This window comes from Thalassotalea agarivorans (genome assembly GCF_030295955.1).
GTDB lineage: Bacteria > Pseudomonadota > Gammaproteobacteria > Enterobacterales > Alteromonadaceae > Thalassotalea_D > Thalassotalea_D agarivorans.
The window spans coordinates 1,353,735-1,369,135 of record NZ_AP027363.1 but is presented as its reverse complement, the minus strand read 5'-3'; the positions used below and the strand labels follow the sequence as shown (position 1 = coordinate 1,369,135).

Genomic DNA, 15,401 nt, shown 5'->3' with positions numbered 1-15,401 from the left:
GCTAGCTTCTGTCTCTAGTTACATCAAGCTATTGATTAGAAATGACATTTTCTTATACTCGCAATACCTTTGTGCGAGTTCCGTCCCGTTCTAAAAATAAAAAAGCACAGCATAAATGCTGTCTATTGATTGCCGTGAAAGCGGGAGTTACAAATTACGTCCATGTAATTTACCTATGCAGGCCGCCGCTGGCGTTCAGTTTTGCTGACGTGAAGGGATTCACTAATGTCGCGAGGATGCAAGGAAGTATTAAAGCGACCCTACAAAACTTGTGAACCCGCAATACCCTTTTGCGAGTTCCGTCCCGTTCCGAAAATAAAAAAAGCCCAGCATAAATGCTGGGCTTTTTTTATTTTTGGTGCGGAAAGCGGGACTTGAACCCGCACGGCCGAAGCCACCACCCCCTCAAGATGGCGTGTCTACCAATTCCACCACTTCCGCAGTAAGTTTTTTATCGACTAGTTTGGAACGTCGCTATCTGGAATATCGTCGCTTGCTGGCACGTCTTCGTTCGCTGGCATAGCACTGCTTTCAGCAGGCTCTTCAATTGCAGCTGGAACCGACAAATCATCAAATTCGTCACCAGATTTAATTTGGTTAGCCGTTAGGTTACCTAATACTAAGCTGATGCCGAAGAAGGCAATCGCTAACCATGTAGTAGCGCGTGTTAGGAAGTTACCTGAGCCACTTGAACCGAATATAGTTGCAGATGAACCAGCGCCAAATGATGCGCCCATGTCTGCACCTTTACCTTGCTGAATTAACACTAAACCAATTAATGCTAAAGCAACAATTAAATAAACAATAATTAATACTTGATACAACATCTTTCTTCTATCCTTAAGCGTTTTGGCAAATTGTGCCAAATTCATCCGCTTTTAAACTAGCACCACCAATAAGACCACCGTCGATATCTGGTTGTGCAAATAATGCTTCACTTGTTTTTTGATTAACACTGCCACCGTATAAGATAGGCAACATTAACGCAATATCTTGTGCACTTGCAGCAATAAACTTGCGAATAAATGCGTGTGTTTCTTGGGCCATTTCTGGTGACGCAGTTTTACCTGTGCCAATTGCCCATACCGGCTCATAAGCCAGTACAATGTTAGCAAATGCTTCAATGCCTGTTTTTTCAATAACAGCACTTAATTGCTTTGCTAAAACTTGTTCCGTTTGCCCTGCTTCTCGCTCTGCTTCGCTTTCTCCAATACACAGTATTGGGGTAACGCCAGCAGCTAATGCAACAGCAACTTTATCAGCTATCAGCGTGTCACTTTCGCCATAAATACTGCGACGTTCTGAATGACCAATAATGGTATGCGAAATAGCTAAGTCGCACAGCATAGCGGTTGAAACCTCACCTGTAAATGCACCAGAGGTTTGTTCGCTTATATTTTGCGCTGAAACACTGATTTTATCTGATAAATTAGCGGCTTTAACAGCACTATTTAACTTATCGAGATAAGGGAAAGAAGGTGCAATAACAACCTTCACATTATCGTTAAAACTAACCTGCGATAATTTCGCGATCATGGCATCGATTAATGCCGAATCACCATTCATTTTCCAATTCGCGGCAACTATCAAAGATCTAGACATTCTTCTTTCCTGAATTAAAGCGGCGAGATATTAACGATTCTCGCGCAAAGTTACAAGTGAAAAGCGTACTTTGTTGTTTTTTTGATGCAAATTTAAACAATTTAGCACGCCTTTTTAACGGCGTCGGCAATTACATTTGCCAAGCGGGTGACTTCTGCTTCGTCAGGCCCTTCTACCATTACGCGGATAAGCGGTTCAGTGCCCGATTTTCTTAGTAGCACTCGGCCTCTTCCAGCGAGAATATTGTTTACTTCTGCAGTAGCATCAAGTACCTGCTGCGCTTTTAATGGATCGTTGTCACCTTCAAAGCGCACATTTACTAATATCTGCGGCAGCATTTTCATGCCTTGACGCAATTCAAACAAGGTTTTACCTGTTTCTTGCACTGCAGCTAAAACATTAAGCGCCGCTACAATGCCATCACCCGTAGAGGTATATTTCAAATTAATAATATGACCTGAGTTTTCTGCGCCCAACTGCCACCCTTTCTCTTTAAGCATTTCCATTACGTAGCGATCGCCAACTTTTGAGCGCTCAAACGGAATACCGAGCTCTGCAAGCGCAAGCTCTAACCCCATATTTGACATTTGCGTGCCAACAACACCGCCTGAAAGGTTACCTGAAGCTTGTGCTTGCGAGGCAATAATAAAGATAGCTTCGTCGCCATCGACAACATAACCTGTGTGGTCAACCATCATTAATCGATCGCCATCACCATCAAGCGCTATGCCTAAGTGTGCGTCGTGTTCAACAACCGCTTTGGCTATCATGTCCATCGACGTTGCGCCACAGCCGTCATTAATATTGGTACCGTTAGGTGAAGAGGCAAGCGAAATAACTTCTGCTCCAAGTTCTTTAAATACGTTAGGGGCAATGTGATAGGTTGCACCATTGGCGCAATCAACAACGAGTTTCAAGCCTTTAAGTGATAAATGTGTAGGGAACTGACCTTTACAAAATTCAATGTAACGCCCTGCAGCGTCATCAATACGATATGCCTTACCTAAGTGAGCCGATTCTACGCAGCCCATGTCGTTGTCTAATTCGGCTTCTATCGCTAGCTCTACTGCATCTGGTAGCTTTTGACCGTCTTGAGAGAAGAACTTAATACCGTTGTCATAAAAAGGATTGTGCGACGCGCTGATAACCAAACCGGCTTCGGCGCGAAAGGTTTTAGTGAGATAAGCGATACCTGGCGTAGGCATTGGCCCTAAAAGCCCTATATCAATACCAGCGGCCGAAAAGCCCGCTTCTAAGGCAGATTCAAGCATATAACCTGAAATACGCGTGTCTTTGCCTATAAGGACTTTCTTGGTACCTTGACCAGCAAGTACCTTACCGGCTGCGTAACCTAGCTTCATCACAAATTCTGGCGTAATTGGGTATTTACCTACCAAACCACGTACACCATCGGTACCGAAATATCGTCTATCGGCCATCTATTGCTCCTTTCCTGAAAATTGATTGACTGCGCGCCATACTTTTAAGGCATCTACAGTTTCTTTTACGTCGTGAACGCGCACATAGTCTGCGCCATGCTGACATGCGATCACTGCTGCACTTATGCTGCTTGCTAACCTGTCTTGTACTGGACGATTTAATAAATTGCCCAACATCGACTTTCTAGAAATACCGGCAAGTAACGGTAATTCAAAATGCTTAAAGGCCTGAAAATGGGCCAGTATATGATAGTTTTGCGCTAAGGTTTTGCCAAAACCAAAGCCGGGATCAAGAATAATACGCTGCTTTGCTATTCCTGCTTGTTCACAGGCGTTAATACGCGCTTCAAAAAAGCTATTGATGTCATTAACCACATCTTCATAATTCGGGTTGTCCTGCATGGTTTTGGGTTGACCTTGCATGTGCATCAAGCAAACTTGTACGTTGCTGTTAGCAACAGCTTCTAATGCGCCAGGAAGCTGCAAGGCGCGAACGTCGTTTATCATCGCAACATTGCGCTCTATACCCGCAGCCATCACCTCTGCCTTACTTGTATCGAGCGATATGGCTACGTCAAAACGATCGTTGATCGCTTCAATAATAGGGACAACTCTGGATAGTTCTTGGTCGAGCGACACTTCGGCGGCGCCAGGTCTTGTCGATTCGCCACCTACATCAATCATATCTGCGCCATGTTCAATCATGTCCGCGACTTGATCTATGGCATTATCTAATTGGTTAAATGCGCCGCCATCAGAAAACGAGTCTGGCGTAACATTTAATATTCCCATAACTTTTGGCAGTAATAGTTGTGTTTCAAACACCTTCGTCACCTAAAAATATAGAAAAAAGCCCCGAGGGTCGGGGCTCTGTTTTGCAAGATTATTTTGCTGGCGCGTCAGACGGATTGTCTAAGTTAGGATTAACCTCTGCGCTATCTGTTGGCGTTGAGTCGTTGCTCTTTGGCTTAGAGCCGCCACCTAAATCAGCAGGTGGTCTTACTTCGCGACGTTCCATCAGATCATCAATTTGACGTGCGTCAATGGTTTCATACTTCATTAACGCATCTTTCATCGCATGAAGAATGTCCATATTGTCTTTCAATATTTGCTCGGCGCGCTGATAGTTGCGCTCAACAAACGCTTTGATTTCGTCGTCGATTTCTTTCGCCGTTTGATTCGACATATGCATAGATTTTGCTGACGAGCGGCCAAGGAATACTTCACCTTCTTCTTCAGCAAATAACATAGGACCCATTTTCTCAGATAAACCCCATTGCGTTACCATCTTACGAGCAAGTCCTGTTGCGCGCTCAATATCGTTAGACGCACCAGTAGACACTTTATCAGCACCATAGATAATTTCTTCGGCAATACGACCACCATAAAGCGACGAAATGTTGCTTTCTAAGTGTTGCTTGCTGTGGCTGAATCTGTCTTGTTCAGGCAAGTACATGGTAACACCTAAGGCGCGACCACGAGGAATAATAGACACTTTGTACACTGGATCGTGTTCAGGTACTAAGCGACCAACAATAGCATGACCCGCTTCGTGGTATGCCGTCATTTCTTTTTCGTCTTCGCTCATTACCATTGATTTGCGCTCTGCGCCCATCAATATTTTGTCTTTCGCACGTTCAAATTCTTCCATGCCTACTAAACGCTTAGACGCACGGGCTGCAAACAATGCAGATTCATTGACTAAGTTAGCTAAATCGGCACCAGAGAAACCTGGCGTACCACGCGCGATTACAGATGCATCTACATCGTCACCAATTGGCACTTTGCGCATGTGTACTTTCAATATTTGTTCACGACCACGAATATCTGGTAAACCAACAGTCACTTGTCTGTCAAAACGACCAGGACGAAGTAACGCTGGGTCTAATACATCTGGACGGTTAGTCGCAGCAATCACGATAACGCCTTCGTTACCTTCAAAACCATCCATTTCAACAAGCATTTGGTTAAGTGTTTGTTCACGCTCGTCGTGACCACCACCTAAACCTGCGCCACGTTGGCGACCTACTGCGTCAATCTCATCAATAAAAATGATACAAGGCGCTGATTTTTTCGCTTGTTCAAACATGTCACGTACACGCGATGCACCAACACCCACAAACATTTCAACAAAGTCTGAACCTGAAATAGTGAAAAACGGTACTTTTGCTTCACCAGCAATCGCTTTAGCTAGCAAGGTTTTACCTGTACCTGGTTGACCTACCATCAGAACACCTGAAGGAATGCGGCCACCTAAGCGTTGGAATTTGCTTGGGTCTTTTAAGTAGTCAACAAGTTCTGACACTTCTTCTTTTGCTTCGTCACAACCGGCAACGTCAGCAAATGTCGTTTTGATTTGGTCTTCACTTAACAAGCGCGCTTTACTCTTACCAAAAGACATTGCGCCCTTGCCGCCACCGCCTTGCATTTGTCGCATGAAGAATATCCATACGCCGATTAGCAATAACATTGGGAACCAAGAAATAAAAATAGAGGTGAGCAGGCTTTGCTCTTCAGGTAATTTACCGGTTGCTTTAACGCCTTGCTTAACAAGATCGTTAATTAAGTCGCGGTCATATCCACCTGGGATCACCGTGGTAAATTTATTGCCTGTTTTTGTAGTACCAGTAACGACACCGTTACGATCTACATTTGCTTCACTGATTTGCCCTTCTCGAACATCCTGTATAAAGCGTGTGTAATCGAGTTGCTGCTCTTTGTCTGCGCCCGGGTTAACCCCGTTAAACACAGCCATAAGCACAACCGCTATTACTAACCAAAGAATGAGATTTTTAGCCATATCGCTCAATTTAACAACCTCTTGCTGTTTACGTTAAAACAAGTCTCTTACTACTATAACCGACTTAGCCAAGACTTGCTTGCAAAAATAAGTAAGTAAAAGTTACTTTGCCTACAATTTAGGCACAATACTAGTGTTTAAATCCTGTTGCCACTAAATACACTTCTCGCGACCTTGCACGAGAAGAGTCTGGCTTGCGCGTTTTCACTACTTTAAACGATGCGCGTACGTCTTTTAAAAATTGGTCGAAGCCTTCCCCTTGGAATACTTTTACCACAAAAGCGCCATTGGATTTGAGTACTTGGTGGCACATATCTAGCGCTAATTCAACAAGATACATACTACGTGCTGAATCGGCACTGTCGTTGCCGGTGAAGTTCGCTGCCATGTCAGACATCACAACGTCAATATTTTTACCGTCTATGCGGTCAAGTAATGCGTCAAGCACGGCTTCTTCTCTAAAGTCACCTTGCAAAAAATCAACGCCAGCTATTGGGTCCATGGCGAGTATATCGCAAGCTACCACCTGCCCTGCGTCGCCAACCGCTTTAACGGCGTATTCTGACCAACCGCCAGGTGCCGCTCCTAGATCTACGACTTTCATGCCTGGTTTGATCAATTTATCCTTTTCATTGATCTCTTTAATCTTGAAAACCGCACGCGAACGAAAGCCTAGCTTCTGTGCTTCTTTGACATATTTATCTTCAAAATGTTCCTGCATCCAACGCTGGGAACTAACGCTTTGTTTCTTTTTGCTCATTTCAAATGTACAAATACTGTGCTAGCAATAGTAATAATCCATAGATAAGGGTAAAATACGCGTAATTCAAGTAAACCATGTGAAATAATTGATGAATTTATCAAAAAAACAGATTCAATATCTTAAAGGCGTTGCGCACGACCTTAAGCCTGTTGTATTGCTCGGTGCAAACGGGTTAACAGAAGGTGTTGTTGCAGAGATAGACTCAGCTTTAGACATTCATGAGTTAATCAAGGTAAAAATACCCACTGATAACCGTGAAACAAAAGGCCTAATCGTTGACGCTATTATCCGCGAAACGGGCGCTGTTAAAGTGCAAGTGATAGGTAAAACGCTTGTGGCTTTTCGCCAAAGCGATGACAAGAAAATACACATTCCAAAAATGTAGTGTTTGATGCAGTAAATAAAGCCGACGTAATGTCGGCTTTTTTATTGGTGTCAGAGTGGTGTACGACACCAGTGTTATAATTCAAAGTCTTGGTTTGGCAAGTCGAAACACGCACTCATGCTCGCGCAATAACGTGTTTGAAACGGCACAGGGTCGATGTTTAGTTGCTTAAGCTTATCCGCAAATGGACCGCTACCTAGCGTTAATGCTACATCACCTTCTGACACGTCTTTTTTCCATAATCTAGCAAGGTTTTTAGTGACATTAAATGTGCCGCTAAAGCTGGTTTCGCTTTGCTTCATTTCACCATCTAACATTGAATATAAATTAGAATTTACATTAAACGTTTGCGCTTTGCCTGAGGTAGGTACGCGTAGTGAAAAATAGTCATTGCCAGCTTCATCCGTAGCTTTGGTGCTACTTACACCGTCTATCACTTCAATGCTGATATCGTCCACCACCTTAGGTAATCCCCAAATTTTAAGGCCCCTGATTTGGTTCTCTAAACTGGTTACCGGCATGTGGAATACGTGATAGCCAAATTTAGGGAACATCCCTTCCATCAACAAAGGCAACAAAGGTGGATTAAAGCCCGGCTTGACTTGCATTGGGATGGTCATCGCGATTTCATTATAAGGTGCTACGCCAAGCACATTTTTGTATTCATAACATGAAAAAGTCACCAGCGCCCTGCCACCTGGCATTTTTACTGGTTCCATATCCTTTGATGGCAACAAACGTTTCGCTTTCTCATAGTCACATAAAAAGATGCCTATCGCGCATGACACATCACCATAAAAGGTTGGAAACAAATAATCTTTTGATATTTCAGGCGTTAATTCCAATGGCGCGTCTGCGGTTCTTAGGGTAAATTTGTTATAAAAATCACCTGTAAAAGCGTCTTTGTTGTCTAAGAGTTCGGCGGATATTGTTCTGTTAGCTTTCATTGTTATGTACTTCTGTTAGTTTTCTAACTCTACCCTAAACGCTATTGGTTTAATTAGGAATAGTAAAAATAGCCTAAGCGAGTTGAAACCAGTGCTGTGGGTTTAGGGCTGCGAGCTGCGTGCTATAGGCTTCGAGTAGAAGATACCAATTGCTCTGCCCCTTGTACCTCTAGCGTAAGCGTACTCGTCCCCTGTTCCCTTAAGCAACGCGATCCATCAACCGAGAAGATCCCGTGTCAGGCAAGGGATGACGGTGTTTTGGCAAAAAAAAGCCCAGACTTGTGTCTGGGCTTTATACTAAATATTGTGCTTACGCATGTTCAACGGCGACAATTTCATACTCAACCTGGCCACCAGGTGTTGTCACTTCAACTTCGCTGTCTACTTCTTTACCGATAAGCGCACGTGCGATCGGTGAATTAACGCTAATACGGTTTTGCTTAATATCAGACTCATCATCACCGACGATTTGGTAAGTCACTTCCTCGTCAGTGTCGATATTTAATAAGGTTACCGTAACACCGAAAATCACTTTTCCTGTATTAGGGATTTTAGTGACATCAATAATTTGTGCGTTACTAAGTTTACCTTCGATATCTTGAATACGACCTTCACAAAAGCCTTGCTGCTCTCTTGCCGCATGGTATTCAGCGTTTTCTTTCAAGTCGCCATGTTCGCGCGCTTCTGCTATCGCTTCAATAATTTCTGGGCGTTTAACAGTTTTTAAATGATTCAATTCTTCGCGTAGTGCCTCTGCACCTTGCGCCGTCATTGGTACTTGATTCATTGTATTCCTTAAAACTTCTTGTTATCTACTTTCTAAAAATAATAAAGGTGGTTCAAAAACCACCTTTATTCAACTGTGCATTGATATATAAGATATATAGCTTATCGCATCTTTTTCAAGAGAGGCAAGCTATTTACATTTTTGATGCAATGATTGAATTGACGTAACGATATTTCTATCGTCTGCTTCATGAGCCATACACGCCGCAAATGCCGCATTCAATGTTGTTGTATAAGTTACCTTGTAACGCAAAGCACCACCACGCAATACTTTTGAATCTTCAATCGCTTTACGACCTTCAGTTGTATTGATGATGTGGGTGTATTCATTGTTCTTGATTCTATCAAGAATATGAGGACGACCTTCATGTACTTTGTTTACGCGGCGCACTGGAATACCTGCTTCACGAAGCACGATTTCTGTACCGTGAGTAGCATCGATTTCCCAACCGATATCAACCATTTGCTTAGCAAGGTCAATTACACGCTCTTTATCACTGTTTCTTACAGAGATAAGTGCACGGCCAGATTTAGGAATGGTTACGCCTGCGCCTAGGTTCGCTTTAGCATAAGCTTCTTCAAACGTGTCGCCTACACCCATTACTTCACCTGTTGAGCGCATTTCTGGACCAATTAATGGGTCACAGCCATGGAACTTGTTGAAAGGAATAACCACTTCTTTCACAGAGAAGAACGGTGGAATTGTTTCTTCAACAATACCTTGCTCTTTAAGCGATACACCTGACATAACACGCGCTGCAACTTTTGCTAGCGGCACTGATGTCGCTTTTGAAACAAATGGTACAGTACGCGCTGCACGTGGGTTTACTTCGATAAGGTAAACTTCGCCGTCTTTTACTGCCATTTGCGTATTCATTAGGCCAACTACGCCTAATTCAAATGCTAGCTTAGTCACTTGCTCACGCATGACATCTTGTAGCTCTTTAGACAAGCTGTAAGGTGGTAATGAACATGCTGAGTCACCAGAGTGAACACCTGCTTGTTCGATATGTTGCATGATACCGCCTATCACGACATTTTCGCCGTCACAAATAGCATCGATATCAACTTCTACCGCGTCGTCTAGGAATCGGTCAAGTAATACTGGTGAGTCATTTGAAACACTTACCGCTTCATTCATGTAGCGACGCAAGTCTTGCTCGTCATAGACGATTTCCATTGCACGGCCACCTAGTACGTATGATGGGCGAACAACCAATGGGAAACCAATGTTTTTCGCTTCAGCAACAGCTTCTTCTACTGATGTAACCGTGGCATTTTCAGGCTGTAATAAGCCTAAACGCTCAACTGCTTGTTGGAAACGTTCACGGTCTTCGGCGCGGTCAATCGCATCTGGTGACGTACCAATGATTGGTACACCTGCCGCTTCTAGTGCACGCGCTAGTTTAAGTGGTGTTTGACCACCATATTGCACGATAACACCTTTTGGCTTCTCAACGTTAACAATCTCTAACACGTCTTCAAACGTAATCGGTTCGAAGTACAAACGGTCAGACGTATCGTAGTCAGTTGATACTGTTTCAGGGTTACAGTTAACCATGATGGTTTCGTAACCGTCTTCACGCAATGCAAGCGCTGCGTGTACACAACAGTAGTCAAACTCGATACCTTGACCGATACGGTTAGGACCACCGCCGATGATCATAATTTTATCTTTGTCACTAGCGTTTGATTCACACTCTTCATCATAAGTTGAGTACATGTATGCCGTGTCAGAACTGAACTCAGCAGCACACGTATCTACACGCTTGTACACAGGGAAGATTTCCGCTTGGTGACGTTTCTTACGAATTTCAGACTCAGACACACCGATAACATCAGCTAAGCGCGCATCAGAGAAACCTTTACGCTTCAGGCTACCTAAGTAATCTGCCGTTAAGCCAGCCATACCGCCTTCAGCAACTGTTTGCTCTTCTTTAACGATGTCTTCAATTTGTACTAAGAACCATGGGTCAATCTTAGTTGCACTAAAGATTTCTTCCATAGTTAAGCCGATACGGAAAGCATCAGCAATGTACCAAATACGCTCTGCACCCGCTTCGCGAAGCTCGTGCATGATTTTAGTTTTCGCGCCTGGTTGCGTTACGTCAACTTGAGGATCGAAACCTGATGCACCTACTTCAAGACCACGTAGTGCTTTTTGAAGTGATTCTTGTTGGTTACGACCAATTGCCATAACCTCACCCACTGATTTCATTTGGGTCGTTAGACGGTCTTCAGAACCGGCAAACTTTTCAAAGTTAAAGCGTGGAATCTTAGTAACTACGTAATCAATAGTCGGTTCGAATGACGCTGGTGTTGCGCCACCTGTAATATCATTTTGTAATTCATCTAGCGTGAAACCTACCGCTAGTTTTGCTGCGATTTTAGCGATTGGGAAACCAGTTGCTTTAGACGCTAGCGCAGATGAGCGAGATACACGTGGGTTCATCTCAATGATAACCATACGACCATCTACTGGGTTTACACCAAACTGTACGTTTGAACCACCTGTTTCAACACCGATTTCACGCAATACCGCTAGCGATGCGTTACGCATGATTTGATATTCTTTGTCGGTCAACGTTTGCGCAGGTGCAACAGTAATTGAATCACCGGTATGGATACCCATAGGGTCAAAGTTTTCAATAGAACAGATAATGATACAGTTGTCGTTTTTGTCACGAACAACTTCCATTTCGTATTCTTTCCAACCGATAAGTGATTCGTCGATTAACAATTCGTTTGTTGGCGAAAGGTCTAAACCACGGTTACAAATTTCTTCAAATTCTTCGCGGTTATATGCGATACCGCCACCCGTACCACCCATAGTGAATGATGGGCGAATGATACATGGAAAACCAATACGTTCAGAGGTTTCAAACGCTTCTTCAATTGAGTGAACAATTTCAGCGCGCGGTGTTTCCAAGCCGATGGCCTTCATCGCTTTGTCGAAACGGTCACGGTCTTCTGCTTTATCGATTGCGTCAGCAGTAGCACCAATCATTTCAACGCCAAACTCTTCTAAAACACCTTGGCTCTCTAGTTCAAGCGCACAGTTAAGCGCTGTTTGACCACCCATAGTAGGTAGTACAGCGTCTGGACGCTCTTTTTCAATAATCTTACGTACAACTTCCCAATGAATTGGCTCGATGTATGTTGCATCAGCCATTTCAGGGTCAGTCATAATTGTTGCTGGGTTCGAGTTAACAAGAATAACGCGATAGCCTTCTTCGCGAAGTGCTTTACACGCTTGCGCACCCGAGTAGTCAAATTCACACGCTTGACCAATAACAATTGGGCCAGCGCCTAGAATAAGAATGCTTTTTATGTCAGTACGTTTTGGCATATTATGCTTAACTCCTATTAGTTACGCTTTGCGTGCTTCAATTAATTCAATGAAATGGTCAAATAATGGCGCTGCATCATGTGGACCTGGGCTTGCTTCTGGGTGACCTTGGAAGCTAAATGCCGGCTTATCTGTGCGGTGAATACCTTGCAATGAACCATCAAATAACGACTTGTGCGTTACGGTTAAGTTATCTGGTAAGTTGTCTTCATCTACCGCAAAACCGTGGTTTTGGCTGGTGATCATAACCACATTGTTTTCGAAATCTTTTACAGGGTGGTTAGCACCGTGATGGCCAAACTTCATCTTCACTGTTTGAGCGCCACTTGCTAGACCTAATAACTGGTGACCTAAACAAATACCAAATACTGGGATATCTGTTTCTAAAAATGTTTTGATTGCGCTGATTGCATAGTCACATGGCTCTGGGTCACCTGGGCCATTCGATAAGAAGATGCCATCTGGGTTTAATGCCAATACTTCATCTGCTGGCGTTTGCGCCGGAACAACTGTTAATTGACAACCACGGTCAACTAACATGCGTAAAATGTTGTGTTTCGCACCGAAATCGTAAGCAACGACATGAAATGGTTTGTTTTCTGGTGTAACGTAGCCTTTTCCAAGTTGCCAGCTACCTTCTGTCCATTGGTATTTTTCTTTGGTTGAAACAACCTTAGCTAAATCCATACCTTTAAGACCAGGGAATGCTTTTGCTTGCGCTAGAGCAGCTGCTTCGTCTACGTTGTCGCCGGCAAGGATACAACCGTTTTGCGCACCTTTTTCACGTAAAATACGTGTTAGCTTACGTGTATCTATGTCTGCAATACCTAAAATGTTGTTACGCTTTAAGTATTCACTTAACGTTTCTTCGTTTCGAAAATTACTTGCTAAAAGAGGCAAGTCTCTAATTACTAGGCCTTTCGCCCAAATGGTACCCGACTCTTCGTCTTCACTGTTGGTACCTACGTTACCAATGTGTGGGTATGTTAATGTAACAATCTGTTCTGCATAAGAAGGGTCAGTCAGAATTTCTTGGTAGCCGGTCATCGCAGTATTAAATACTACCTCACCAACCGCTGCGCCTTCAGCACCAATCGCGGTGCCTTTAAATACAGTACCGTCTTCCAGTACCAAAATGGCAGATGTAGTCAAAGTAACCTCCAAAAGAAGAAAATCACTAAACAAAACTTTTCAATTTTGTCCAAATAGCAATCAAATAAGCTAATTATTTCCTTGTCAAAACCAGCGAAATACTGAATTTTTGACAAATTCCGCGCATTTTACGCGTAAGTATGCTTTTAGTCCAGTGAAATTAGTCACTAAACTGTAAAAAACTAGCAGTTTTCCTTAAAATTTAAACAAAACTGCTAAAAGTATAAATTTCCCTTAAATTTCTAAGGTTTTTAAACCAAGTACGTCTTGCATGTCATAAAAACCATTTGGCTGCGCTGACAACCATGTCGCCGCTCTCATTGCACCATTGGCAAATGTCATACGCGTAGTCGCTTTATGGGTAATTTCTAGACGCTCACCTAAATCAGCAAAAAACGCGGTATGTTCACCAATAATGTCACCAGCACGCACCGTAGCGAAACCTATGGTATTAGGATCACGTTCATCGGTGATTCCTTCTCTACCATAAACTGCGCACTCATTAAGGTCTCTGCCCAATGTATCGGCAATAACCTGCCCCATCTTCATGGCTGTACCTGATGGTGCATCTTTCTTAAAACGATGGTGTGCTTCAAAAATTTCTATATCAGTATAGTCGCCAATTGCGCGAGCGGTAATTTCTAGCAATTTAAACAATAAATTCACGCCAACACTGGTGTTTGGTGCAAGTAAAACTGGCGTTTGTTCGCCTGCAGCTTTTATTTGTGCCACTTGCTCGTCGTCAAAACCTGTTGTACCAATGACTAACGCTTTATTATGTTGCTTACACCACTGGATATGCTCGAATGTTGCTTCAATTGAAGTAAAGTCAATCAAAACATCTGCAACGGCAAGTGCATCAATATCGCTTGTCGCTAAGATATCGAGTTTACCGATACCGGCTACTTCACCTAAGTCCATTTGTTCAAAGGCTGAGCCTGCTCGCACTGCACCAGCAACCAGTTCAATACCTGGTGCCTGTACCGCCGCTTGAATTAGGTTGCGCCCCATGCGGCCACTACATCCTAAAATCGCAACTTTCACTGTCATCGATGAATTCCTATTGTTATAACGTGATCAAATGTTCGCTGTGTGCTGAGTTCGCTTGATCGTGCGACACAACACTGGCAATTTTGTCTTGTTCGCCATCCTTAACTATATGGTAAATGGCGACAAAGTCTGTAAATACTTGTTGTTGAGCATCGATAAACTGCCAATCCACCACTGCTATAAGTTGCTCACCTTTTACATGGTAGCTTGCTTTGCTGATGTGATACTGGCTAACACCTGCCTGTTGCAGCTGTTGTAATATGCCAGCGACAGTTTCGCGCAAATTATGCTCGCTAAGCACCAACGCTTGCTCAGGTGTAGACATTACACACGGCGTTGCATAACAAGCGCACACGGCGTCAGTGTCGTTAGCTTTAAATGCCGCAATATAGCGTTTAAAAAATGCGGCCAATCGTTGCTCTATTTTATTCATGGCAATAAAAAGCCGGGATAACCCGGCTTAAAAATAATTAGCTAACAACGGCGAGTAATTCAACGTCGAATACTAACGTTGCATATGGAGGAATCGCGCCCTGTGAGCCTTGCTCTCCGTATGCTAGATTGTAAGGGATGTATAAACGCCACTTTGAACCTTCCGTCATCATTTGAAGCGCTTCTGTCCAACCTGCAATAACACCGTTTACTGGGAATTCAGCAGGCTGGCCACGATCGTATGAGCTGTCGAATACGTCACCATTAGTAAATGTACCGTGGTAATGCGTGCGTACTGTGCTAGATGCAGATGGCTTTTCGCCTTCACCCGTTGTAAGCACTTCGTATTGTAGACCTGATTCAGTCACCGTTACTTCGTCACGCTTTGCATTTTCCGCTAAAAACGCTTCGCCTTCTGCTGCTTTTTCTTTAGCAATTGCTTGCTCTTGCTCTTGTAACTTTTGAGATACAACAGCAAACGCTTCGTTTAATGCTTCATGAGATACTTGGCTTTCGATACCTGCAATAGCATCTGCTAAACCAGCCTGTACAGCCGTTACATCAAACTCTTTAAAAGGGTTATTACGTAATTGGTCGCCTAGTTGACGGCCTACACCGTAACTTACGCGTTGTTCGATAGATTCAAATGTGTTTTCTGACATGTCTTTACAACCTAAAAAAAATTCGCGCAAGTTT

General features: G+C 43.4%; 14 protein-coding genes and 1 tRNA gene. 1 reads left to right on the top strand and 14 read right to left on the bottom strand.

What is annotated here, in order from left to right; genetic code table 11:
- Positions 1–356: 356 nt before the first annotated feature.
- The 7 genes from QUD85_RS06435 to rlmE form a co-directional block, all read right to left on the bottom strand.
- A tRNA-Leu gene (locus QUD85_RS06435) sits at positions 357–441 on the bottom strand.
- A 17-nt stretch (positions 442–458) separates the two neighbouring features.
- Entirely contained in the window at positions 459–827 is a 369-nt protein-coding gene (gene secG, locus QUD85_RS06430; RefSeq protein ID WP_093330147.1) for a preprotein translocase subunit SecG, read from the bottom strand.
- Between the two features lie 13 nt (positions 828–840).
- Positions 841–1,602, bottom strand: coding sequence for a triose-phosphate isomerase (gene tpiA / locus QUD85_RS06425; protein ID WP_093330143.1), 762 nt, complete (start codon positions 1,600–1,602; stop codon positions 841–843).
- Positions 1,603–1,703: 101 nt separating this feature from the next.
- Complete coding sequence (glmM, locus tag QUD85_RS06420) at positions 1,704–3,041, bottom strand: phosphoglucosamine mutase (RefSeq protein WP_093330140.1); 1,338 nt, start codon at positions 3,039–3,041, stop codon at positions 1,704–1,706.
- Entirely contained in the window at positions 3,042–3,833 is a 792-nt protein-coding gene (folP, locus tag QUD85_RS06415) for a dihydropteroate synthase (RefSeq protein WP_093330205.1), read from the bottom strand.
- Positions 3,834–3,924: 91 nt separating this feature from the next.
- Entirely contained in the window at positions 3,925–5,841 is a 1,917-nt protein-coding gene (gene ftsH, locus QUD85_RS06410; protein ID WP_218139599.1) for an ATP-dependent zinc metalloprotease FtsH, read from the bottom strand.
- A gap of 130 nt (positions 5,842–5,971) precedes the next feature.
- Positions 5,972–6,601, bottom strand: coding sequence for a 23S rRNA (uridine(2552)-2'-O)-methyltransferase RlmE (gene rlmE, locus QUD85_RS06405; RefSeq protein WP_093330134.1), 630 nt, complete (start codon positions 6,599–6,601; stop codon positions 5,972–5,974).
- Between the two features lie 91 nt (positions 6,602–6,692).
- On the opposite strand from rlmE, the gene yhbY reads away from it, so the two are divergent.
- The gene (yhbY, locus tag QUD85_RS06400) at positions 6,693–6,989 is read left to right on the top strand and encodes a ribosome assembly RNA-binding protein YhbY (RefSeq protein WP_093330132.1); all 297 of its coding nucleotides are present in this window, start codon (positions 6,693–6,695) and stop codon (positions 6,987–6,989) included.
- A gap of 74 nt (positions 6,990–7,063) precedes the next feature.
- Here yhbY and QUD85_RS06395 read toward each other — a convergent pair whose 3' ends face one another.
- The 7 genes from QUD85_RS06395 to QUD85_RS06365 form a co-directional block, all read right to left on the bottom strand.
- Positions 7,064–7,936, bottom strand: coding sequence for an acetoacetate decarboxylase family protein (locus QUD85_RS06395; protein ID WP_093330128.1), 873 nt, complete (start codon positions 7,934–7,936; stop codon positions 7,064–7,066).
- A 310-nt stretch (positions 7,937–8,246) separates the two neighbouring features.
- Positions 8,247–8,723 (bottom strand): transcription elongation factor GreA, encoded by a 477-nt coding sequence (gene greA / locus QUD85_RS06390; RefSeq protein ID WP_093330124.1) that lies wholly within the window; start codon positions 8,721–8,723, stop codon positions 8,247–8,249.
- A 129-nt stretch (positions 8,724–8,852) separates the two neighbouring features.
- On the bottom strand, positions 8,853–12,071 hold the full coding sequence (carB, locus tag QUD85_RS06385; RefSeq protein ID WP_093330121.1) for a carbamoyl-phosphate synthase large subunit: 3,219 nt from the start codon (positions 12,069–12,071) through the stop codon (positions 8,853–8,855).
- 21 nt (positions 12,072–12,092) lie between these two features.
- The gene (gene carA, locus QUD85_RS06380; RefSeq protein ID WP_093330118.1) at positions 12,093–13,223 is read right to left on the bottom strand and encodes a glutamine-hydrolyzing carbamoyl-phosphate synthase small subunit; all 1,131 of its coding nucleotides are present in this window, start codon (positions 13,221–13,223) and stop codon (positions 12,093–12,095) included.
- 234 nt (positions 13,224–13,457) lie between these two features.
- Positions 13,458–14,273, bottom strand: a complete 816-nt coding sequence (gene dapB / locus QUD85_RS06375) for a 4-hydroxy-tetrahydrodipicolinate reductase (protein ID WP_093330114.1) — start codon at positions 14,271–14,273, stop codon at positions 13,458–13,460.
- Between the two features lie 16 nt (positions 14,274–14,289).
- A complete protein-coding gene (locus tag QUD85_RS06370) occupies positions 14,290–14,706 on the bottom strand; it encodes a nuclear transport factor 2 family protein (protein ID WP_093330112.1) in 417 nt (138 codons plus the stop codon).
- Between the two features lie 37 nt (positions 14,707–14,743).
- A complete protein-coding gene (locus QUD85_RS06365; RefSeq protein WP_093330202.1) occupies positions 14,744–15,367 on the bottom strand; it encodes an FKBP-type peptidyl-prolyl cis-trans isomerase in 624 nt (207 codons plus the stop codon).
- Positions 15,368–15,401 lie beyond the last annotated feature (34 nt).